The sequence below is a fragment of the Chryseobacterium wanjuense genome (assembly GCF_900111495.1).
Lineage (GTDB): Bacteria > Bacteroidota > Bacteroidia > Flavobacteriales > Weeksellaceae > Chryseobacterium > Chryseobacterium wanjuense.
On record NZ_FOIU01000001.1, the window covers coordinates 1,819,863 to 1,843,948 of the forward strand.

A 24,086-nucleotide genomic window follows, 5' to 3' on the forward strand; every position below is an offset into this window, starting at 1 on the left:
TGTTAATTTAGAACCTATAAAGTCTTAAAACAGACTGAAAATCAATCTTTGAATTGTATTTAGCTGAAATGTTTTAAATTAACAATACCGATAATTTTTATGGATGTTTCTTTAAAAACTCAGCCAAATTTTCTTTTGTTACCAATTCGAATGGAATAAAATTGTCATGCGGATATTTTTTACCGGCTGCTAGATCTGCTGCAATTTTTACGGAAAGTGCACCCTGCCCTTTTGCATCCTGAAAAACGGTACATGCAAGTTTTCCTTCTTTTACAAAAGTTAAGGCATCAGCAATAGCATCGATCCCTGAAACAAGGATTTCTTTTTGTTTTCCGGCTGCTTCAATGGCTTTGTAAGCACCAATGGCCATCTCGTCGTTTTGTGAAATTACTGCATTTACCACTTTACCGCTAGATAATACATTTTCCATTACAGAAAGACCTTGTGCTCTGTCCCAATTTCCTGTCTGTTCGAATACGATTTTGATGTCAGGATATTTTTTCAACACTTCTTTTATCCCTTGTGTACGTTGCTGTTCTGCAGAATTTCCCCAAGGCCCGTGTATAATGACGATGTTTCCTTTTCCTCCCATTCTTTTTGCCATTTCTTCCATTTCCAGACGACCGGCAACTACATCTTCACTTCCAACATAGGCATTTGCTTTTTGTATATTTGCAGTCATTGCATTTACCACTACAATTGGGATTTTAGCGCTATTGGCCATTTCCACGGCAGGTACGGTTGCATCTTTTTCTATGGGTTGCAGAATGATCGCATCCACACCTTGTGTAATGAAATTTTCAACTTGTCCTACCTGCTTTTCGCCGCTTCCCATTCCATCAACTTCAATAATTTCCACACCCAGTTCTTTTGCTTTCGCCTGAAGTGCTTTTTGAAGGTTGATGGTAAATTCACTCTGAAGACTTTCATAGCTTACTCCGATTACATATTTCTTTTTTCCACCTGCATCTGTTTTGGATTTGTCGTTACAAGATGTAAGCATACAAAAGATTAATGCTACTACGAAGAATGATAAAGAGATCACCCTTTTTTTAGAGGGTACAATTTTTAAATTATTTTTTTTCATGACATAAATTATTTTAGTTAAAATTTTATTTTTATTTTTTCTTATCCAGCATGGCTGCCATAACAATCACGGCTCCTTTTACGATCTGCTGCCAATAGGAAGAGACTCCTAAAATGTCTAATCCGTTATTCATTACCGCAATGATAAGCACACCTGTAAGTGTTCCTAGTATACTTCCATAACCTCCTTTAAGGCTTGTTCCTCCAATTACGACCGCCGCAATAGCATCCAGCTCATAACCTGTACCCGCAGAAGGCGCACCGGCCATTACACGGGAAGAAACGATAATACCTACCAATCCTGCCAAAGCTCCGGCAATGATGAAAACTTTCCAGACTACATTTTTGGTGTTGATTCCGGAGATTTTCGCAGCCAATTCATTTCCTCCGGTTGCATAAACCTGGCGGCCAAATCGGGTGTATTTCAGTAAGAAAATCCCAAACAGCGAAATCAAAAAGAAAATAATAACAGGCGTCGGAATTCCTAGAATCAAGCCGCCACCGATGCTTTTATAAGAATCACTAAGGTTAATTTCCGGCTTTCCTGATGTATACACCAATGCAATTCCTCTTGCAGCCGTCATCATCCCAAGCGTAACAATGAAAGGGGCGATTTTTGTACGGGAAATTATGAAACCGTTAATTGCGCCCAAAAGTGCTCCCATACCAATACCAATTATTAATGGAACTACAAGCGGATAATTGCTGTCGGTATGTGCGAAAGAGGAAGCTATTACCGCACTTACGGCTACTATTGCCCCTACTGAAAGGTCTATGGATCCGTTGATGATAATTAAGGTCATTCCTATGGAAATAATTCCGTTGATGGAAGACTGTCTTAAAACATTTAATATATTTCCCGGCTTTAGAAAAGTAGGTGATAATATAGAAAGTATTAATATTATTAAGAGTAGCGCAATGTATATTCCGTATGTGGAAAAAAATTGCTTTAAGTTCTGGGGCTCTCTGCTGTACCCCGAACTTTGTTTATTGAAGATTTGTGAAAAATTCATAATAACGTTTTATAAAGATTAATTAAGCTAAGATTCTTGTAAATTCATTTCTGGATTTCGATTTTCGAATGTCATAGCAGCTTCCAGAATTTTTTCCTGGGTAATTTCTGATCGATCCAGGGTTGTGATGAGATTTCCGTTGCAAAGGACTAAACTACGGTCGCAGAGTCCTATAATTTCGGGGATTTCTGAGGAAATCATAATAATGCTTTTCCCGGATTCTGCCAGTGTTCTGATGAGTTTATAAATTTCCTGTTTGGCACCGATATCAATACCTCTCGTGGGCTCGTCCAGAAGTATAATGGAAGGGCCATTCAGAAGCCATCTCCCCAATATTACTTTTTGCTGATTTCCACCACTTAAAAGTCCGATAGGTTTAGAACGATGAGAAGTTTTGATATTCAGTTTCGAAATAAGGCCGTTTACCTCTTTCTTTTCTGTTTTCATATCAATAATTTCACCCATATAGCAAATATTTTTCAGACAGCTTATTGTCATATTATCGTTTACAGAGCTGTCTGCACAAATTCCCTGCTGTTTCCGGTCTTCCGTAATAAATGCCATTTTATTGGCCACTGCTGAACTTGGGGAGCTGATGTTTACCTTTTTACCATTGATGATGATATCGCCGGAATAAGCTTTGCTGAGCCCGAATAAAGTCTCCAGAATTTCTGTTCTGCCCGCTCCTACCAAACCTGCCAGTCCCAATATTTCTCCTTTATTTAATTTAAAACTTATGTTTTGGAATTTATTTTTAAGGTTCAGATTTTTGACTTCAAGCACTGTTTCTGCCTCCGGTTTTTTGGAAACTTCAGGGAACAACTCTCCCAAAGGTCTTCCTACCATATGCTTAATAAGGCTTTCGTTTGTAAAATTTTCTGCGCTGTCTGATATAATGGTATTGCCATCTCTCATTACAGTAATGCTGTCGCAAACCCGGAATATCTCATCCATTCTGTGGGAGATATAAATGATCGATACATCTTTTTCTTTCAGCTTTTTAATAATAGCAAATAACTTTTCGGCTTCGCGAACAGAAAGTGAAGACGTTGGCTCATCCATGATGATAATGGAAGCATTGCAGGAAACGGCTTTCATAATTTCCACGAGCTGCTTTTCCGCAATACTGAGGTCGCGCATGTATTTGTTTGGGTCGATGGAAATATTTGCATCCTGAAAAAGATCAATCGTCATCTGATTCAGTTTCTTTCTATCGATAATTTTAAGAAAACTGAATGTGGGCTCTTTTCCAAGGAAAACATTTTCAGCAACCGTCATATCCCCTATCGGATTCAGTTCCTGATAAATCATCGCAATTCCTGTTTCCAAAGCATGTTGTGGTGTTTTATACGTGATTTGTTTTCCGTTCAGGGAAATCTGACCTTTATCAGGGACATATAATCCTGCCAGAATTTTCATAAGTGTTGATTTACCGGCACCGTTTTCTCCCATTAAAGCATGTACTTCACCTTTTTTCAGAGAAAAATAGATTTTCTTTAAAACACTTACGCCATCAAAAGATTTAACGATATCTTTCATTTCCAGCAGTTCTGTAGTATTTGCTTTTAAATTCATGACGTTCTTTATTAGGTTAAATTAAAATAGTTGAACACCCAAGCCAAGAGTAGCTTTGTTGTGATTTGGATTCCACATTCCTTGTACGAATACCGGAACTGCATATTTTCCGAAATGTATCTTTTTATTTACAGTCACGCCCACATTGACAATACCCGGAGAAGAGCTATAGAACGTATCATGCGTTACAAATGAGAAAGCTCCGCCCATATATAAATGTACATTTGTATCGCCTTCTTCATATACTTTGTAATCTAATTCTGCATAATGCGAAAAACGGTTTTTCAACTTTCCGTTGGAATCAATAAAAGTATCCCTTCCCTGCACTACTGTTGCAAGAGAAACGGTAAGTGGAAATTTTTCGCTGAAATGATAAGCCAGATTTACATCTATAAAATGTCTTGTGGAAGATTTGTTATAATCAAAAATTTTCGCATCGGAAAAGCCCGTATAGTTAAAACTATCCAAAAGCGTAATGTCGAAATTCTTGATATGGTAATTCAGGAAATAACAAAATTCTTTGTATTCTCCATTGAATCCGTTTCCACTCCAAAGTCCGAATTGTAGATTTTTATCTTTAGTAGTAACTGTTGCACTAGCCGTGAGTACAGGCACATCTGCAACAATATATCCTCGCCATAAGTGTTTGTTTTTAATACTTGCACTTACATCGAAAGGTCTGTACTTGGGTTCCACACTTGCCGAATCGGTATTTTGTGCCGTTAAAGATTGTGTACATAAGCAGAGCCCCAAAGCGAATAAGCCAGAGAGTAGCGGTTTTTTTGTCATCATTTTGTTTTTTTTTAAAGTTTTATTTTCTTTTTACTGTATAAGTTTATTTTTTTATTTAAAATTTAATATTTACTTTATTTTGTTTAATCGATTAAACAAATTGATAAAAAATTAAGCTACCCCTGAAGATTTATTAACAACGAATGTTGTTTCAAGTACAATTTCATGAAGTTGATTGTCATTTTTCTCAACTTGTTTTAACAATGTTTGCACTGCAAGGCTTCCCATCTGTTGCATTGGCTGTTTTACAAAAGTGAGAGGAGAATAAAATAATTCTACAGCGTCCGTCTCGTCAAAACACACTATTGCCAAATCATCAGGAACCTTTATCTCAAGTTTGTTTAAAAGCTTCAAGGTTTGCAGTGTCAATCCGTTTGTAGAAACAAATAATGCATCTATTGATTTTCTGTTCTTTAAAAATTCGGCAATCTCATTTTTAATATTTTCAGGATTATCCCGCATTTTCACATTACAAACCCATTCCTGTTTAGGTTTAATTTTATTGGCTTTTAGAGCATCAACGTAACCTTTTGTACGGTTCTGTAAATGCACCAACTCTGATTCGTAATTTATAATGGCAATTTTTTCCCTTCCGGTTTTTGCCAGATGATCAACCGCCTGGAAGGACGCACCATAATTGTCAATAGTGATATAATTGAATTTTTCTTCAGGAAAATATCGATCTATTAAAATAAAAGGAATCTCCATTTGCTGAAGACTTTTAAGCTGAGACTGTGTACCTGCTGCTGCCGCAATGATGAATCCGTCAACTTGTCTATTAATAAGAGTATCCATAAGTTTTTTAGACTGATCTTTGTTTTCATCGCAGCTCCCGAAAATTACGGTATAATTGTATTTTTTCGCCTCGTCTTCTATAATGCGGGCAATATGATAAGAAAAAGGGTTCATAATATCCCCAAGCATCAGCCCAATAGTAAATGTCTTTTTTATCTTAAGGCTTTTGGCAATCTGGTTTGGGACATATCCCATTTCTTCAGCAATTTTTCTTATTTTGTCTGCAGTTTCTTTTTTTATCCTGTTTTCATAGCGGCCGTTCATGACATAAGATGCTAGAGCCGGTGAAACACCCGCGGCAAGAGCAATATCTTTTAGTTGAACTTTATTTTTCAAGATTGTTTCTTTTTTAAAAACTTATGGGGATAAATATATATTGTTTAACCGATTAAACAATACATTTTTAAAAAAAATTACATTTTGTTACAAAAAATATTGAAAAACAAGTATTGATTTAATGATAAATTATTTATAATCAATAAAATACAAATATTTTTAAAAACACGAATAAATTAAAAAATACAAGAAAAATGGTGGTAAAATTTTGTCAAAACGGAATTTATTAACAAAATTTAACATTGAAATACTCCCAAATTTTATATATTAAGGAGGTTTTAATTGTAAAAGACAAACATTTATTAAATTGCTAAAAATATCTTTACTGTACTAATTTGTATTAGATAATGTAATTAAATCTATCTGTTTTACCTTTAAAATATGAAGGTTTGAACGGAACTGAACTTGTTATTCTGTCAAGGTTTTTGGAAAATGTTTTTGTGTATATTTTATACGTAAAAGTCTTTTCCAAAAAATTATAGGGCTTGACCTTTACAGAACTTAGTGGCTGGATTAAATCAATTGCTGTTTCCTATTATTTTCCAATACTTTTACTGGAATCTACACTTTTGGTTTCCGTATTGATGTCTACATCATCATTTTTAGTTGTTTTATATTTTCCAAAGGTATATGTTAAAGATAACCTATACATTCTTTTCTCGTCGATTCTGTTATAGGAAGTTGTTAAATTCCGGTTATACAGCATAGCATTTAAGCCACTGTTATTTAAAGCATTCTGCACAGAAAAAATACAGTTTAAGGAATTATTGAAAAATTTATTGGAAAGCGTAAGTTCCAAAGACTGAACAGGTCTTCTAATATCATAAATAGTAAAAACACCTTTTGACATATAGCTGTAATAAGCATTAAACTTAAAATTTTTAGGCAAAACTATCTGAGAGTACGCATAAAAATTCCATGTTGCTTTATTAGACGGAACTAAGGTAGAGGAATCATCGAAAACAGTTTTATTATAACCGAAATTAGCAAATAAGAAACTCACCTTATCCGGATTGATATTTCCGCTTTTGAAAAAATCTAATCCTTTGGTAAACAGTGCAAAAGGTATCGGCAATCCCAGATTTAAAGAGTAGGTTTTTACATTACTAAAACTCTTTAAAGTCTGTACGGAATTCAAACTGTTTCCGTCATTTTCTATTACAGTTAAGTTTTTAGACCTTTCAAATGAATAGTTATAAGACAGATACGCATAATCAAATGCGGAGATCTTAGCCTGATAATTATCCACTAATTCAGGGTTCAAAAAAGGATTTCCAACTGTTTGAAAATAAGAATTGTTGAAATTATTAATATTTGGGTCCAAGTCATTATAATTTGGCTGATTGATTTTTTTAGAGTAATTCAAGGATACATTAATATCCGTACTTATTTTATAGAAGATATTAAGATTAGGGAAAAACTTCAAATAGTTTGTTTTTACAATATATTCATTGGGGTCTGTTTTGCTTCTGATATCATAATATTCCATCCTTAAACCTCCGCCAAATTCAAATTTTTTGACTTTTTTGTTTAAGGAAATATAAGCCGCGAGATTTTTTTCGTTGTAGTTGAAAGGAATTTCTGAAGTAAAATTAATATTTTCAAAAATTACAGGGTCAGGATTATTTAAATTATATCTCCCCAATCTTTCAGCCTGAAAATCACCATAACGCCCTCCAAAATATATATTTAAATCATATTTTTTAATCTTAAATTCCCAATCATTTTTCACATAATAGTTTTGTACATTTTTATCAGATTGAATGATACTATATAAATCGGTCGTGCTAAATTGCCGAACATTTCCGAAATATTTAGAATTAAATTCCTGGCCGTATGCCGTCAACTGAAAATTATTACCCAAAGAATCTAAATTCTGTTTATATTTTAAAATCAATTCATTGCTGGTATTCTTAGTGTGTGTACTCGACAATGAAGAATTACTGATTTCAGGTGTATAATTTTCACTAAAAATATTCACATGGGTAGACGGGTTATGCCCGTTTATCCAAAAATTATAATTTAAGTTGATACTAGACTTATCCTTGAATGTATATTTCAGACCTGTTCTGGCATAAGTTCCCCTGTACAAAAAGAGATTTAAAGCCTCCTGGTTGATTGCTGGCGTTGTGTTCTGCAATTTGTAAATACTTTTCACATTCGTTCTTTGGTCACCTTCGTTATAGTAATATCCGGTCAAAAACTGCCAGGACACAGCATCGTACTTTCCGTTTAGTTGTAGTGATGTTGCATTTTTATAATTGTGATTGACAGTATTAACCGTATTTATACTTCCATTAATGCCTTTTGTATTCTTTGATTTTGTAATAATATTAATAATTCCGCCGGAAGTATTGGCGCTAAATTTTGCACCCGGACTGTAAATCAGCTCGATTTTTTCAATGGAATTTGCGGGTAAACTGTTTAAATAATTATTCAGATCTTCACCTGAAATAGAAGAAGGTTCGCCATCCATGTAGATCGCAGAGATTTTTCCATTTTGTGCAATATAACCGTTTGGCGTTACAATAACTCCCGGGATTTTGGTAAGGGCTTCATAAGCTGAACCGTTGCTCAAAATATCATTACCTTCGACAAAGACAGTGGTTTTATCCGATTCAGATTTAATAAACCTCTTCTGTACTCCTGATATCGTAACTCCTTCAATCGTTTTGACAGGTTCCAAGGAAGCATTTACATCAATCTTCCTATCAGTTTCAGAAACAACAATTTCCTTTATTACAGGCTGATAATTGGCTTTGGAGATATAAATTTTATATTTTCCGTTTTTTAAAGAAATTTTTTCATGATGAGAGCATCCTGAAAAAGAAAACAGAGAATGGAGGACGCCATCATCCTCCATATATGACACCTTTGTTTCAGTATTATCCGGTTTACAATTAGAAATTGCTATGGCAAATTCGGTATCAGATCCTTTTAGATCCTGTGAATAGGTTGTGATACCTGTAATTATCAGCGATAATAAAAGAATATTTTTAAATACGGAATTAATTGGCATTAATAAAATTATTAAAGAATAAAAGCTTATTCTCTATATGTTAAACAATCAAATAAATTTGTGATGATGCTTATTCTCAACAGCAGGTTACAGTAAAATTATTTACTATTTCCTCCATTTCCTCCATTCCCCCCATTTCCTCCGTTGCCTCCACTTCCTCCGTTACCACCATTTCCTCCGTTGCCGCCATTTCCTCCTCTTCCTCCATTAGCTCCGTCACCACCTTTTCCGCCCTGTCCTCCTTTTCCATTTTCGCCATCTTTTCCACTCTCACCGTCCTTGCCTTTTTCGCCGTCTTTACCATCGTTAGAGGAATTCCATGATCCTAACTCCAATCTTTCTTCTAATTCTTCAATTTTAATTGTTTTCATAATTATATAATATTTTTTAGTTTGTATAAAGCATTTAGACACACTGAAGTCGTAAATAATCTTTTAAACTCCATTGCTCTTACATTGGTCCCGAAAGTTTTAACATGATCAAAATTAGAAATTTCAGGAGTCACAATTTCCGGTCTGGGAATTTTCAGGGAATTGCTGTTTTCCCATGAGCCGTCAGTATATTGATTTTGCAGCAAATACATGATACCGTTTTCTACATTTTTTTGGAAGAGACCGGCTGTTGATAAACTTACCAGAGCCAATCCTGTATAAAATAAATTTTCTCCGAAAAAATCTGAAAAACTACCGTTTTCATTCTGACATAAAGATAATTTTTTTAATTTATTTTTAATCACATCATCCGGAAAATTTACAAGATGAGATATCGTGGATATATAATAAATACTGTAGATTTCATCCGTCCACCAGTATGAATCAAATGAATCTTTTTTCAATTTATCTGTTATGTAGCTGTTTAATTTCTGCCATCTATCCTGGTAGGTATCTTTATGATCGTACAACACATGCAGCGCAACAGAACTTACACAAAAATGTGACTGAGTCCACCCGTCGTAGGAAAAGTAATTTTCCTGAGAAAAGTATTTGCGAAGATTATTATCATCATTATACGTTGAAAATCCTCCATCCTCATTCTGATAAGTAAACCATTTTTCCAGCTTACCGGCACTCTCCTCTTTGAGCTCATCTCCCAGGAAAAGAAAACAGAAATTGCTTGTATCAGCGTCTTCTACACTCCATTGTTCATTAAAAGACCAAAGCGGACTTTTATTATTCCGTATATAATTTTTAGCCTTATTTAAAATTTTACCGATTTCCGGATATTCATTTTCCAGGGGCTTCAAGTGTGTTCCAATAAATGATGTAGCCCAATAAGAGCTGACACCAGCCTGGGTAATATAGTCTTCCCAATACTCAGAATTAAAACTCGACAAAATATAATTGATCGAGTTATCAATAGCTGTATCAATACTAGTTTTTAAGTCATTTCCTACATTATTAATTTTAACGGCAGACTGATTTGCTAATTGTGCATTAACATTTTGATAAAGCTTGATGGTCTGGATCTTTTGTACATTTTCGAGCTTTTTGTATTTAATTACATTAATCCACAGTTCACATTTATCTTTATAGCTTCCCAGACTTTCTATTGCCAGATCAAAATAATTAAAAGCTTCCTCAAAAATATTTAAAATCAAATCACTGTAATAAAAATACTTGATGTCGCTTTCAATCTGTTCAGAATCTATTAAAAGATTATTTTTCTTTGCAACGTAAATAGCATAATTGATCTGATTATTGTTAAAATCTTCTCTAATATCCGAGATGTCATCCAAAATTTGAAAGCCAATGGAAAAAAAGGTGTGGGACTTTAAAAGTCTGTCATACAAATCATCACTTTTTTTATCGCCCATCAGATAGCAGGAATCGATCGCTACCTTAGCAAAAGCCGATTTATTGGCCGCGATTTTTTGGTAATTTTCTACATCAAAATCATCGTAGGAACCGGCCGATTCTTCTAAAATACTTTCGTGATATTCTTTTTTTCTTTTATTCCAGAAACTCCAGAAATCAGAATGATACTCAAAAAGATCCGATAAAATCTTTATAGATTGTTCCGTGAGTGCCTCGATTAAAAAAATCTTTTCTTTGATGAATTTGCTGTCTTTTTCTCTTTTATTATCAATCAAATAATCAGACTGCAACAAGCTCAAATAATACAAAAAACCCGCAACGGAAAGCTTTTCAAGCTCTTTACTATCCTTTACATCAAAAGATTGTGTAAAGAGATATGGATAAAATAAATATATGGAAGGGTTTTTCTTAAACTGCTCATAGATATATTCCAGATTCAATATCTCAGAATTATAAACCTCTGCCTTCAGAGAATCCAATAATTTAGTTATAATCTTTTTATCTACCATGTGATTAGTTTTTTTTAATTGTGTCATAATATAGCCTTAGACGTTCCGGCATATTATATTTGAAAGATGGGCACGGAATATTTCCTTCCATCCATGACTTTGGGCATGCGCCGCCACATACCGGAAAAAAATTACATGTAAGGCAATAACTTTTCCCAGCTTTGATGTCTGACTCCCAAGTCGCAGCAAAATCCAGATCATTAATTGTATCCTGATTCAGTTTTCCTAAAAAGAACTCAGATTGCGTATCATTATTAATATATGGGATTTCCGTACACTTGAAAGTATTCCCATAAGCATCATATACAAATGAATTTTTTCTCGTAGCCAAACAAACATTATACACTCTGTTCGGCAGCAAGGGAACCGCTTTTTCGTTCTCTATTAATTTCTTCAGCCAAAATATTTCCTGATTCGGATAATCAAAAGTGAGAACCTCGTCATTACTTTTATCACCCCACTCATGGATTTTTGCCGTGTAAAATTTAACATGCTGCAAAATCTGCTTCTCATTTAAAAAATTGATCAATGGTATCACCGTATCCTGATTTACCTGATCAACATTGCATCTGATACTGATTTTAACATTATAATTATTCTCTGACCTCAGTTGTAAGATCTTTTCTAAATTTCTAATAATTGTACTGAAAGTTCCTTTGTCACTATTTTTAAGATTTCTTCTTTCATTGTGCGTATCCTCAGTGCCGTCTATTGTAATTTCTATAGAATCCACAAAGAGGGTATTACATAATTCGGTAAAAACAGTTTCAGTTAATTTTAATCCGTTTGTAATAATTTTTGCACTATACCCGATATTAGCTCTTTCGCAGATCTCTTTCAGGCGACTTGTTATCTCACGCATACTGGCCATGCCTATCAGAGGTTCGGCTCCAAACCATCCAATTTTAAGGGCTTTGAATGCATTGGTTTCTATTTTTTCCTCTATTCTATTGACAATACTTAGGATATTTTTTTCATTTAAATTAATATTCTGATGATTTTGCCCACAATAGAAACATCCCATCTGGCAATAAGCCGAAGGCTGAATAACCTCATAAAGCGTCGTAATGTTACTATTTATCATTTCATTTTGGTTCAGTATTTCAGTAAATTCATCTCGTCCAGCGTCTACCAGAATCTGATTATTTTCCAGATATTCTCTTATGTCAGCCGGCAGTTTATGAATGCTTTCATTGTTCAGGTATTCCCATACAATCTCAGAAATCTTTATTATTTTCCCGGTTTTGGTAGAGAAAACAATTATTCCGTCATCATGTTCCGTAGCAGCTATATATTTTGATAATACAAGAGTTTGTACTTCCATTATGCTTTTTTAGTTTTTAATTTTATATATCTGGATAATGATTTCACTTGTGAGAAAACAATGAAATAAAAAGCCAACGGTAACGAAATCTGCCAAAAAGTAATATGATTTTCTGTCTGCCAGAACCAGTTTTTAATGTAGTAATACAAGTTAAGCGGAAACTTAAACAGATCCACAAACATATATTTTGAAACATAATATAAAAACCAAAGCAGGAATAAATTGCTCAATAATCCGTACACTACTAAAAAAGCTTTATTTGCCGTAAGTTTTACATCTTTTAATGAAATAAACTTAAATAATTGTTCATTGGCTTTTGCCCGTAAATTGTACGTATTGGTAATATCCGAAAGAATCCAATATCCATCAAATCTTAAAAACGGATTAATATTAACCAATGTATTAAAGACAATCACAGAAGAACAATAATAAAACAGGGGATTTCCTGTAATAATATAAAGGAAGATTAAGGCTAATACCAATAGGCTTTCCATATACATTCCTGCAATATCCACGATTACCCTTTCTTTTCTAGACAGCTTCCACACATCCGTCACATCCGCATACAAAACCGGAGTCAGCAAATAGAATCCGAAACCGATATCTCCATGCTTTGCACCATAAGAACGGCAGGAAATGGCATGCCCGAATTCGTGAAGCAAGAGTGTAACAGCCATTGTCAGGGGTAAAATATATATTTTTTGAGAATCGAGCTTAAAATTATGCACTCCACTATACAAAAACCCTACACAAAATATGATATTGAAAATGAAAGAAAATATGACAAAGTTTTTATTTTTAAATATAAATGACAAATACTTAGAAATAAATTCTACATATTTTGATTTGATTAAAGTTATTTTCAGAAGCAGATATGAATTTTTAGACTTTCTATAGACTTCATCAGAAGTTAATTTTGCCAGTTTTTTAAAAATGATATCATTTAATGCTTCTACAGACAGGTCAATATCATGAATAGCTTTTAACTTTTCTTGAATCATCAACAAAGAATTGCTTCCGTCAATAAGTTCTAATATATGCAAAACCTGTTCATCACAATACAAATACGCATTGTGGCTTTTGTCGAGAGTGATTATCAGTAAAACATTTCCTTTCTCTTTTTCTACCACAGAAAAAGAATTATGGATTTCAGGTATTAGATTTTCTATATTCATAAAAAAGCCACTTATTATTAAAAATAAGTGGTTTAGAATTAAAATTATATTTTTTAATTAGCTGGCTGTATTGTCGTTGTAGTAGTTGTTGGTGCCGGTGTTGTTGGCTTTGTACCCCCACCTATATCTACACCAATAGTACCATCTCCACCGTTACCTCCATTACCACCATTACCACCGTTACCACTTACTGTTCCGGCCTGGCCTCCGTTTCCTCCTTGTCCGCCTTCTCCACCTACCCAACTGCCTAACTCTAATCTTTCTTCTAGTTCCTGAATTTTAATTTCTTTTTTCATAGTATTAATTAATTTAATGTATTAGTTTGCTGGCTGTATTGTTGTTGTAGTTGTAGTGGGTGCCGGTGTTGATGGTTTAGGACTTCCACCTACGTCGATCCCAATTGTTCCATCTCCTCCGCTTCCACCATTACCTCCGTTTCCGCCATTTCCGGTTTGTGTCCCGGCATTTCCGCCTTGTCCTCCGCTACCGCCTTCGCCGCCTACCCAGCTGCCTAATTCTAATCTTTCTTCTAGTTCCTGAATTTTAATTTCTTTTTTCATAGTAATTAATTTAAATTATTAGTTAATAATATGTTTTGTAATTATATTGATCTGATTATGTTGGCGGGTTGTATTGTTGTAGTTGTCGTGGTTGTAGATGTTCCAATGGTGCCGTTTCCGCCGTTTCCGCCGCTTCCGCCATCTCCACCGGTATTCGGCCCGTCTCCGCAGTTACAGCCGTCATTATGACAGCAGCCGTTTCCACCATTTCCGCCGCTGCCACCATCACCTCCAACCCAGCTGCCTAGCTCTAGTCTTTCTTCAAGTTCTTCAATGTTGAACTCATTTGTTTTTTCCAAAGAATCTGGTTTTTTCATATTAATTTTGTTTAATGATTTAATTAGTTTAATAACAAAAATATAAATATTTACCTAATAACAAAATAAATTGATAAAAATTTTCACATAACATTAAACATAAAACATTTAATAATATTCATTAAAAGTCTGGTATTTTTTTTAATATTTCAACACTTTATGAATTATCTATCAAGTTTATGCATTTTAGTTTTGTAAAATTTCAAAATTCATTAATAAAAAAATTTAAAAAATATTTATTTACATTTTATTGATGTAGTATAAATTTCTTTGAATTGCTGTTTTTTCTAATTTAAAGGCGCAAAATTTTTATTTTAATATTTAAAATCATTAACATCAATTAAAAGTCATTTCAGTGTATTTTTCTCCCATTTCTTCTTTTCTGTAATATAGTAAACCAACGGCACCACAATCAGTGTAAGCAAGGTTGAAACAATCGCTCCGAACACCAGTGAAATGGCCAGTCCCTGAAAAATAGGATCAAAAAGGATAATGACGGCTCCAATTACTACTGCTCCTGTTGTCAATAAAATCGGGGTTGTTCTTACTGCTCCCGCTTCAATAATGGCTTGTTTCAGAGGAATACCTTCCTTTAGACGAATTTCTATAAAGTCGATCAAAAGAACGGAATTTCTTACCATTACACCTGCAAGAGCAATCATTCCGATAAAAGATGTTGCTGTGAAGAATGCGCCTAACAACCAGTGTCCCAATACAATTCCAATGAGTGAAAGAGGAATCGCAACCATCATGACAATCGGTGTTTTAAAATTCTGAAACCATCCGACAATCAGCATATAAATAATAATGATAACAACAGCGAAAGCGGTTCCCAGATCACGGAAAACTTCCAGCGTAATCTGCCATTCTCCGTCCCATTTCACGGTATAATTGCTTTCATCTTCAGGCTGATTCATATACAATTCGTTCATCGAATAACCATTTGGAAGCTGGATTTTTTTAAGCTTTTCCTCCATTCCAAGAATGGCGTAAGCCGGACTTTCAAGTTTTCCTGCCATATCAGCAAGAACATACACTACTCTCTTTTGGTCTTTTCTGTAAATGGTTTTATCCAGTTCTTTTTCTTCTACTTTTACAAGGTCACCTGCTGGAACCATCCCCATCTGTCCTTTGATTTTTAATCCTGTAATCTCCTGAATATTCGTCTTATCAGCATTTTTCAGTTTCATGACAATATCCACAGGATCGTTGGATTTTTCGTCGTACAGATTTCCAATCGGATACTCGCCCATCAGATAGGTCATATTTCCTACAATCTGCTGTGGTGCAACCCCGTTCAGCATTGCTTTTTCTTTATCAGGAACGAGCTTGAATTCTTTCTGCGGCGCTTCTACCATCCAGTCAATATCAACTACATCATCGGTTTTCTTCAGAATATCTTCAACCTGTTTGGCTACTTTTATCTGCCCTTTATAATCAGGTCCGTAGATTTCTGCTACAATCGTTGAAAGAACAGGCGGTCCCGGCGGAACTTCCACTATTTTTACATTAGCTCCGTATTTTGCAGCTATTTTCTGAATTTCAGGACGGATATTCTTGGCAACATCGTGGCTCTGCGCATCACGGTCTTCTTTATGTAGAAGGTTCACCTGAATATCAGCAGTATTGCTGTTTCCACGCATATCATAATGACGAACCAATCCGTTAAATGTAATCGGAGCCGAAGAGCCAATATAGTTCTGGTAATTCACCACTTCCGGAACGGTTTTCAGGTATTGTGCAATATCCTGCGTAACAGCCGAAGTTCTTTCCAGCGTTGTTCCTTCCGGCATATCGATCACCACCTGAATTTCATTTTTATTATCAAAAGGAAGCATTTTTACAGCCACCCATTTGGTGAAAAATGCAACTATGGAAATCAGCAGCAAAACAACCGTAATCGCCATCATCGTCCATCTTTTTGATTTTGAATCTAAAAGCGGCTGTTCAATTTTCTTGTAGATCTTATAAATCCTGCCAGTTTCCAGCCCCTGCTCTTCTTGATGATGTTGCTCATCTTTTACCTTTAATAAATGATACCCTAGATACGGCGTAACCGTTAATGCCACAAAAAGTGAAAGCAGCATCGCAATAGAAGCCCCGATCGGCATCGGCGACATATAAGGTCCCATCATCCCACTTACAAAAGCCATTGGCAGAATCGCCGCAATTACCGTAAATGTTGCTAAAATTGTAGGATTTCCCACTTCATTAATGGCATAAATTGCCGCCTGTTTAAACGGCAGCTTTTTCATATGAAAATGCCTGTGCATATTTTCAGCGATAATAATGCTGTCATCCACCACAATCCCTACCACAAAAACCAATGCAAAAAGCGTAATCCTGTTGAGCGTATATCCTAAAATATAATAACTGAATAAGGTTAAAGCAAAGGTCAACGGGACAGAAAAGAAAACAACCAAACCGCCTCTCCATCCCATTGCCAGCATTACCAGAAGGGTTACCGCAAGAATTGCAACGCCAAGGTGCATCAATAATTCTGAAACTTTGTGGGAAGCAGTTTCTCCGTAATTTCTGGTGACTTCTACATGTACATCATTTGGAACCAGATTCTTCTTAAGTTCTTCCACTTTCGTAAGAATTTGTTCAGAGATTTTCATGGCATCAGCGCCTTTTACCTTGGAAACCGAAACGGTAACCGCAGGATATTCTGATTTAAATTTTTTACCGTTTTCTACCGCATTTCCATATCCGAAGCTTACATAATTGGCAGGATCAGAAGCACCATCTTTGATAGCAGCTACCTGTTTCAGATACACCGGCATATTCTGTGAAGTCCCGATAACGAGGTTTTCCACATTTTCAGCAGAGTTCAGAAATTGCCCTGTTGTCAAAAGATATTCCGAATCGCCTGAATCAAATTTCCCGGATTGGGAACTTCCGTTATTGGCCTGAATCATCTGCATTACAGAAAGTGGGTCTACATTCAGTTCAGCCATTTTATCTTTATCTAAAATCACCTGCAGCTGGCGGTTTCTTCCTCCGATTGTTTTGGTGAGGGAAACATCTTTTATTTTTTTGATTTCAGAAGATAATTCCTCTCCTATCTGGCGGAGCTGAAAATCATTATAATTGGGATTATCACTCCACAAAGTCAGTCCGAGCATTGGGACATCATCAATGGAACGGGTTTTCACCATCGGTTCCATTACGCCTTTCGGAAAGATATTCTTGTTCTTCATTAGCTCATCATAAAGCTTTACATAAGAACGTTCCGTGTCTTCTCCTACATAAAACTGAACGATAATCATGGCCTGTCCGTTCATTGCCATCGAGTGAATGTGTTCTACCCCTTTGATATTGGAAATAATTTTTTCCAGAGGTTTTACCACACGACTTTCCACTTCTTTGGGGCTAGCTCCGGGATAACCGACCATTACATCCGCCATTGGGATGATAATCTGCGGTTCTTCTTCTCTTGGTATTAATGTGGAACTGTATACTCCGATAATCATTAAACCCACCATCAACAGAATAGTTAATTTTGAATTGATGAAAAATTCTGCGATACGTCCTGCGAATCCTTTTTCCATAAAAAATATTTTTTTAATGTAACAATGAACCAATCTAACAGTGTAACAATGATTTTCATTGGTAAATTGCTACACTGATATATTGTTACACTATTTTACCTGAACTTTTGCTCCGTTATACAATTTTCCTGTTGAAGAAACGATGTACGATTCTTTTGAACTTAAGCCTGACAGGATTTCAATCTGATCTCCAATTGTTTTCCCTGTCTTCAGCCATCTTAAAATGGCCGTATTTTGTGAGCTTACCACATAAACACCTGTAAGCTGGCCGTTTTCCACCAAAGCAGTTTTAGGAATCATCATACTTTCCTGGAAATTCTGATTGATTTTTCCTGATGCTTTGAAAGGAAACTGTACGTTGACAAACATTCCCGGAAGTAGATCCGAAGCATTATGAATATTGATTTTCACCATATACTGCCCGCCAGTATTCGCTGCCGATTTGCTGATTTCCGACACCGTTCCTGAAACAGTTCTGTTCATCGATTTTAAAGTGACATCAACAGGCATTCCGTTGGAAATCATGGCGATATTCTGCTCGGAAACCAGAACCTGTGCCTGTAAAGACGATGCTGATTCTATCGTAAGTAAAGGCATTCCGGGACTTGCCATATCACCCTGTTCTGCAAATTTTTCCGTAATAGTTCCGGAAATAGGAGCTGTAACATGGGTATAACGATATTGTGCATTGACTTCATTTTTCATCTGCTGTGCGGCCTGCAATCCTGCCTGTGCCATTTCGTAACGGGCTCTCATATCGTCAAGCTCTTTCTGTGATGCACTTTGGGATTTATAAAGATTTTGGAATCTTTCATAATCTTTTTTGGCAATATTATAGCTGGCCTGCGCCTGGGAGATCTGTGCAGAAGCCTGTCCGCCTTTTGCCTGAATATCTGCTGCGTTGATGCTTACCAAAAGTTGACCTGCACTTACGTTTTGTCCCACTTCTGCCTTCATGGATGTGATATATCCCATCATTCGGGTAGAAACATTGACTGAATTTTTGGCAACCAGTTTTCCGCTTGCTGTAGCGGATGAGCCTTCTGAACCTGCTGTCGTACGGCTTACTGTGACTGCAATTGGCGCATCGGAATTCTGAGCGGATTTTTTTTCGTCTGAGGAACAGCTTCCCATCAGAATCGCACTGAGAATCAAGGTTGAATAAAGGTATGTTTTCATTATTAAATTTTTTCTTTTTATTTGTTTCCACAGTTTTCACCTGCGATGATTGTTGCTAAACTCTTTAGATTATTTTTTTTCAAACCCTATAGGTTTTTTGGCGGAATATGATCATTAGCCCCGATGGGAACGGCATCCTTTTTTGTTATTGCGATTGACTGAAAGTTTAAGGGATTGCTTCACTTTGTTCGCAATGACAAAAAAGATACAGTGGACAGCGGGAATTGCTCCTAAAAATTATTTTTCTAAAAACTGCTGATATTCCCAAGCTACATTATACTCGAAAACAGCCTGCTGGTACTCAAGTTCTTTTTGGGACATCAGAGTCTCTGCAGAAAGCAAGTCGGCCGATTTTTCCAAGCCCTGATCATAACGGTTTTTACGAATTCTGTATGCTTCCTTACTCTGTTCCCAGGCTTGTTTTGTGAAATTTACCTTAGAGATGGCATCTTCAATCTGTCGGCTGGCTTTATTAAGTTCCAGTTGGCTTTGTTTGGAATACTGTTCGATTTCGGTCTGTGCTTTTGAACGCTCTGCTTTGTATTTTTCCTGTTCACTTTTTGATTTAAGCCCGTCAAAGACATTCCAGGAAAGCTGAATTCCTGCTAAGTATCCGTTGGCATTGAACTGTGCCACTTTATGGTCATACATTTCAAAGCTTCCGAACGCATTGAGCTTGGGAAGAAATTTTGCTTTTGATGATTTTATCAACCAATCGTAAGCTTCAAGTGATTTGTAGTAAGCCTGCAAATCTTTACGGTTCTGATTGAGCCTGGTTTCAGAATTTGAAATGCCTTCTGTGTATTCCAGGCTTTCTGTGGGTTTCAGAATTTTGTTTTCTGAGTTTTCATCCAAAAGAAAGTATACGTAATCGGAAGCGTTTCTGATGTTGGATTTTGCCGTCTGAATCTGACTTTCTATCTCACTGATGCGCACATCCATATACAGAACTTCAGATTTCTGGATCATTCCGTTTTTGTAATAGTTGTCGATGACTTTTTTGTTGGCGAGGGTTGTTTGCTTTGCGTTTTCTAGAGTTTCAAGCATTTTATACGCCAGCTGAAGCATCATATACGATTTTTTCAGCTCAAACTGAACATATTCTTTGGTTCTTTCCGTTTTGATGTTCAGAACATCTGCTTTTACCTGTCCTGCCTTTTTCTGATACACCGCATCCATATTGATGATCGGCTGCTGCACTTCTATTTTTGTTGCAAAATTGGAGATACTTTTCGGATTGTTCAGATGATCAGGATTAAAATCCATCATCGTTATTCTTTCCTGATTGAGCTTTGAACCGAATGCATACAACGGATTATTCGTGTTGGAAAAAGTGTATGATGCATTCACATTCGGCAGGTACATTGCTCTGGTTGCCAAAAGTTCGGCTTTGGCAAGCTCGGCCTCCTTTTTTACCATTTTTACCTGAAGATTATTATCAATAAGTTTATTTTCCAGATCCGCTTTGGAAATAGGAATAATCTCCTGTGAAAAAGCTTCGGAATATGCTGTGAATAATAAAATAAGTATGGTTATTTTTCTCATTTCTCTAATTTTAAAGCAAAATTAGATGGATGGAATCTCTTGTACAGTAACCTTTATCACATAAGGGGATTTTTCTAAAAAAACATAAAAAACCGCCTGCAGAGGCGGTAATAATATAAAGTAATTTCAAAACAAATGACTGTTAAGCATTATGAAAAACCTCAATGTGCACATTCATGGGAGTTACTTTTATCTCCTATTATGGTGAGACTGCCATTTTCTGTGAAATAATAAAGTCTTTCCTTGAATCCTTATCGGCTATGTTTCCTGTAATCCGCTTTAAAGGTTTACCTTGATATTTTTCATAAATCACACCGGAATCATTAAAAACAATTCTTTCCACGGAGTAAATACTTTTAGGAATATTTCCTCCCAACCAGACCTCATCAGGCTTTTGTTTCCAGGTCACTTCGTAAAGAACCGTACCGGGAGGGTAGTTTGCACCTGTGTTTTTCTGAGCGTAATTAAAAGCGATCTCATTTCCATACAAAGTTGACATAGTACCTTCTTTCGGCTGGACTGATGATGTAATTGCATTCATCAGTAAAGGATTTTCAGGCAATTCATCATTTTGCTGTACAGATGCCGGAATGTTTAGTGTTCCCGTCTTTTTTTGACCGCAAGAAACTATTATGACGGATATAAATACCAATTTCAAAAGTGTTTTCATTGTTTCTTAATTTTTGTAAGTTGAGAAATCAAGTATAAAGGTGAAGTAAAAACATAATCCCGATTCGTCATCGGCTTGTGGCATTCAATACATTCATTATCAAAGTCATGTGTTTCTCCATAAGGCTTAAGATCATTTCCCTTCCATCTTCCCCATCCCCATCCTTTAGTCTTTTTATACTTTTCTGCATCTTTTACCATAAATTCGACCTGAAGAAATTCACCTGTTGAAATACTACCATCCTGCTTTATCAATTGTTTCCAGGCTGTTTTTGCGAAAACCGTTCCATCTGGCCATGGATTTGTGTTTTTATTCCGGATCGCCTTTACGGCAATATCATTTCCGAAAATAATGCGCATGGTTCCGTTATCAAAACGATCTGTCGTACTGACGGCTTTCCAGTTTCTGTAATCAGGAATATAATTGAGTCCGTTCGGTGAAGGTTTTACAGCAGATTTCTTTAATTCTCCTTTAATCCATAAATTATACTGCTGCTCTGCAGACTGTAGTTGCAGATTTTCTGCAGGTTTTCTTGGGGAAAGTGACAGTACATACTTTTTAAGAATTTCAATCTGTTTATCATCTAATTTTGCAGACGAATGTACCGCCGAGTAGCTCGGGATTGGCATTTCGCCGGAGAGAATTTTATTCATAGAGTAATACATTGTTGAAATCCTCTGTGCCTTCGGCCATGTATTCCATTTTGAAAAATCCAGTGCCTCCCTGCCCTCTTTGATGTGAGAGTTGACCAAAAAATTAGCCGGAGTAATTTTATCATACCATCGAAGGTGGGTTTCCGAAGAATGGCAATCAAAACATGAAGTCCTCAAAATGGTATTAACATCTTGGGGGACATTCATAAGGTTGGGAGTATTCGTTCCATGATCAATTTTTTCAGGACTAAAAAACTGTAATCCGATAAATATCCCAAACAAAACCAAGACAAATATATTCTTATTTTTCATAAAAGAATGAGTTTAAAGCTTATTGCAAAACTTCTCCAAAAGTAATCACTTTCAATGTTTTAGCGATTAAATTTAAGTCTAAAACGGAAAAAAATGATCTTAAAAGCGAATATTTTGTTCTGAATAATTTTCTATTTTTGACAGAAATAACCCCTTTCACTCTTTCTATGAAAAAATTCAGCCTTTATACCATTACATTTTTTGCAGTCGGTATTACTGTTTTACTGATCAGTTTTTTTTCTTTTCAGCATATATATTCTTTATCCAAAGAAGATCTTTTCAATGCAAAGTTTGAAGCAGGAAAAAGGGAAGCCCGGGAAATCGGCAAGCTTTTAGAGATGCAGTTAAAACAAGGGATTCCCAAAGAAACCGTTATCCAAAATCTTCAAAATAGCATTGTAAATACCGATACCCAAAGCAGTTTCATCTGTATGTATAATCAAAAAGGCATCGAACTTTGTCATCCGAATCCTGCGTTAGTTGGGCAGATCATTGATAAAGACAATTCCACGTTTACTTCGGGCAGTAAACATTCTGATTTTATTGAAATTTTAAACTCAGGAAAAGAAAGTACAGGGACACGACATCTTGTTCAGAGTAGGGATCGGAGGTCTGAAATCGTAAGTGTTTTTCCCGTCGGAGGAAGTGACTGGATGGTCGCTTCTCATGCTAACCTGGAAGTAATCAACGAACAAATCCGCAGCTTATATCTAAATTTTTCAATCGCTTTTTTACTTGCTACCCTCTTAATTCTTGTGGTAAGTTTTCTGTTAATCCGAATGATATACAGGAAATATGAAGCAGCAAAAAACAGTGAAATTAATGATCTTAATGATGAAATTAATATGCTAACAGCCATTAATACCCAACTTAACAGCATTCATGAAAGATTAAAATTACATGCTGCTCTCCCGTCTCAAGAAGATCCTGCCGAAAATTCTAAGAGAAGGGTGATCACTTACCAAAAAGACGAGCTTATCTCTTTGGAAACTTCTGAAATTGCATATTTTTTTCTGGAAAATAATATTGTTTATATTAAAACCACAAGAGCAAATCAATATCCAATCACTTCAAGCCTGGACGAACTGATCAAAACCTTAGATCAGAAAATGTTTTATAGGGCCAACCGCCAGTTTATTATTAATATCAAAGCCATTAGTAATATTCTTCTTTACGGCAAAAACCAGCTGAAAATCGTCACCATGCCTGAAAGCAAAGAAACAATATTAATCAGCAAAAACAGGGTTGCAGAGTTTAAGAAATGGCTTGAACAATAGCCTGTTGTTTATTTTCTAGTTAAAAAACATAACAAGTTAAACGTTCTACAAACATTATTAACTCAGAACCCTGAAATGATTGAATTTAATTGATCTATATAAACAAAAGTAGCTTCAACATGAGGTTGTTTCCTCCATTAAAAACTATATTAATTTTATCTGAGGAATCATTGTTATTTTAGACCTCACAGAATTGGATATCAGACAATTGGCTTCGGATTTTTGAAGAACTCTTTCTGCCTTCTCTCTTTCGGATTCGTTTTTGATGGTAACAATGGGTTCCAGAATAACTTCGGTCATCAGGAATTTACCTTCCACCTGTTCGAGTTTTCCTTTAGACTTACATTCAAAATTTGAAAATTCAAGCTTTGAGTTTTCTGCAATGGCCAGAAATGTGGTCATCAGGCAGCTGCTTACGGCTGCTGTAAATAAATGCTCAGGAGACCAGATACCATCCATTCCTTTTGGAAATTGCGGAGGCGTTGCGACTTCTATTTTCTGTGAAAGTTCAGGAGAAGACATTTCGCCTTTACGCTCGTTTTTCCACTCAATATCTACGTTATAATAATGTGCTTCCATTG

At 35.7% G+C, this 24,086-nt stretch carries 20 protein-coding genes; 1 reads left to right on the top strand and 19 read right to left on the bottom strand.

The window, feature by feature from the left end:
• Positions 1-97: 97 nt before the first annotated feature.
• The 18 genes from BMX24_RS08235 to BMX24_RS08320 form a co-directional block, all read right to left on the bottom strand.
• Positions 98-1,087, bottom strand: coding sequence for a sugar ABC transporter substrate-binding protein (locus BMX24_RS08235; protein WP_228404737.1), 990 nt, complete (start codon positions 1,085-1,087; stop codon positions 98-100).
• 31 nt (positions 1,088-1,118) lie between these two features.
• Positions 1,119-2,099, bottom strand: a complete 981-nt coding sequence (locus BMX24_RS08240; RefSeq protein ID WP_089791550.1) for an ABC transporter permease — start codon at positions 2,097-2,099, stop codon at positions 1,119-1,121.
• Between the two features lie 27 nt (positions 2,100-2,126).
• Entirely contained in the window at positions 2,127-3,674 is a 1,548-nt protein-coding gene (locus BMX24_RS08245; RefSeq protein WP_089791551.1) for a sugar ABC transporter ATP-binding protein, read from the bottom strand.
• 21 nt (positions 3,675-3,695) lie between these two features.
• Positions 3,696-4,466 (bottom strand): hypothetical protein, encoded by a 771-nt coding sequence (locus tag BMX24_RS08250; protein ID WP_139176788.1) that lies wholly within the window; start codon positions 4,464-4,466, stop codon positions 3,696-3,698.
• Positions 4,467-4,577: 111 nt separating this feature from the next.
• Positions 4,578-5,597: a LacI family DNA-binding transcriptional regulator gene (locus BMX24_RS08255; protein WP_089791553.1), complete on the bottom strand. Its 1,020-nt coding sequence runs from the start codon at positions 5,595-5,597 to the stop codon at positions 4,578-4,580.
• Positions 5,598-6,132: 535 nt separating this feature from the next.
• Positions 6,133-8,616: a TonB-dependent receptor domain-containing protein gene (locus tag BMX24_RS08260; RefSeq protein WP_089791554.1), complete on the bottom strand. Its 2,484-nt coding sequence runs from the start codon at positions 8,614-8,616 to the stop codon at positions 6,133-6,135.
• 98 nt (positions 8,617-8,714) lie between these two features.
• The gene (locus BMX24_RS08265) at positions 8,715-8,987 is read right to left on the bottom strand and encodes a hypothetical protein (RefSeq protein WP_185116621.1); all 273 of its coding nucleotides are present in this window, start codon (positions 8,985-8,987) and stop codon (positions 8,715-8,717) included.
• A 2-nt stretch (positions 8,988-8,989) separates the two neighbouring features.
• Entirely contained in the window at positions 8,990-10,939 is a 1,950-nt protein-coding gene (locus tag BMX24_RS08270) for a prenyltransferase/squalene oxidase repeat-containing protein (RefSeq protein WP_139176791.1), read from the bottom strand.
• A gap of 4 nt (positions 10,940-10,943) precedes the next feature.
• A complete protein-coding gene (locus BMX24_RS08275) occupies positions 10,944-12,263 on the bottom strand; it encodes a radical SAM/SPASM domain-containing protein (protein WP_089791556.1) in 1,320 nt (439 codons plus the stop codon).
• Positions 12,263-13,438: a zinc metalloprotease gene (locus BMX24_RS08280; protein WP_089791557.1), complete on the bottom strand. Its 1,176-nt coding sequence runs from the start codon at positions 13,436-13,438 to the stop codon at positions 12,263-12,265. Before BMX24_RS08280 ends, BMX24_RS08275 begins: the two co-directional genes overlap by 1 nt.
• A 53-nt stretch (positions 13,439-13,491) precedes the next feature.
• Entirely contained in the window at positions 13,492-13,734 is a 243-nt protein-coding gene (locus tag BMX24_RS21280) for a hypothetical protein (protein ID WP_089791558.1), read from the bottom strand.
• A 21-nt stretch (positions 13,735-13,755) separates the two neighbouring features.
• A complete protein-coding gene (locus BMX24_RS21285) occupies positions 13,756-13,998 on the bottom strand; it encodes a hypothetical protein (RefSeq protein ID WP_185116622.1) in 243 nt (80 codons plus the stop codon).
• Between the two features lie 41 nt (positions 13,999-14,039).
• On the bottom strand, positions 14,040-14,315 hold the full coding sequence (locus BMX24_RS08295; protein WP_089791560.1) for a hypothetical protein: 276 nt from the start codon (positions 14,313-14,315) through the stop codon (positions 14,040-14,042).
• Between the two features lie 347 nt (positions 14,316-14,662).
• Positions 14,663-17,869, bottom strand: coding sequence for an efflux RND transporter permease subunit (locus tag BMX24_RS08300; RefSeq protein ID WP_089791561.1), 3,207 nt, complete (start codon positions 17,867-17,869; stop codon positions 14,663-14,665).
• Between the two features lie 90 nt (positions 17,870-17,959).
• Positions 17,960-19,048, bottom strand: a complete 1,089-nt coding sequence (locus BMX24_RS08305; protein WP_089791562.1) for an efflux RND transporter periplasmic adaptor subunit — start codon at positions 19,046-19,048, stop codon at positions 17,960-17,962.
• Between the two features lie 237 nt (positions 19,049-19,285).
• Positions 19,286-20,593, bottom strand: a complete 1,308-nt coding sequence (locus BMX24_RS08310; protein ID WP_089791563.1) for a TolC family protein — start codon at positions 20,591-20,593, stop codon at positions 19,286-19,288.
• Between the two features lie 199 nt (positions 20,594-20,792).
• The gene (locus BMX24_RS08315) at positions 20,793-21,263 is read right to left on the bottom strand and encodes a hypothetical protein (protein ID WP_089791564.1); all 471 of its coding nucleotides are present in this window, start codon (positions 21,261-21,263) and stop codon (positions 20,793-20,795) included.
• Complete coding sequence (locus tag BMX24_RS08320) at positions 21,260-22,228, bottom strand: heme-binding domain-containing protein (protein WP_089791565.1); 969 nt, start codon at positions 22,226-22,228, stop codon at positions 21,260-21,262. The genes BMX24_RS08315 and BMX24_RS08320 overlap by 4 nt, the downstream gene beginning before the upstream one ends.
• 137 nt (positions 22,229-22,365) lie before the next feature.
• Between BMX24_RS08320 and BMX24_RS08325 the strand changes: the two genes are divergently transcribed.
• A complete protein-coding gene (locus BMX24_RS08325; protein WP_228404740.1) occupies positions 22,366-23,505 on the top strand; it encodes a LytR/AlgR family response regulator transcription factor in 1,140 nt (379 codons plus the stop codon).
• 144 nt (positions 23,506-23,649) lie between these two features.
• Here the strand turns inward: BMX24_RS08325 and BMX24_RS08330 are convergent, their stop codons facing one another.
• Entirely contained in the window at positions 23,650-24,084 is a 435-nt protein-coding gene (locus tag BMX24_RS08330) for an OsmC family protein (RefSeq protein WP_089791567.1), read from the bottom strand.
• Positions 24,085-24,086 lie beyond the last annotated feature (2 nt).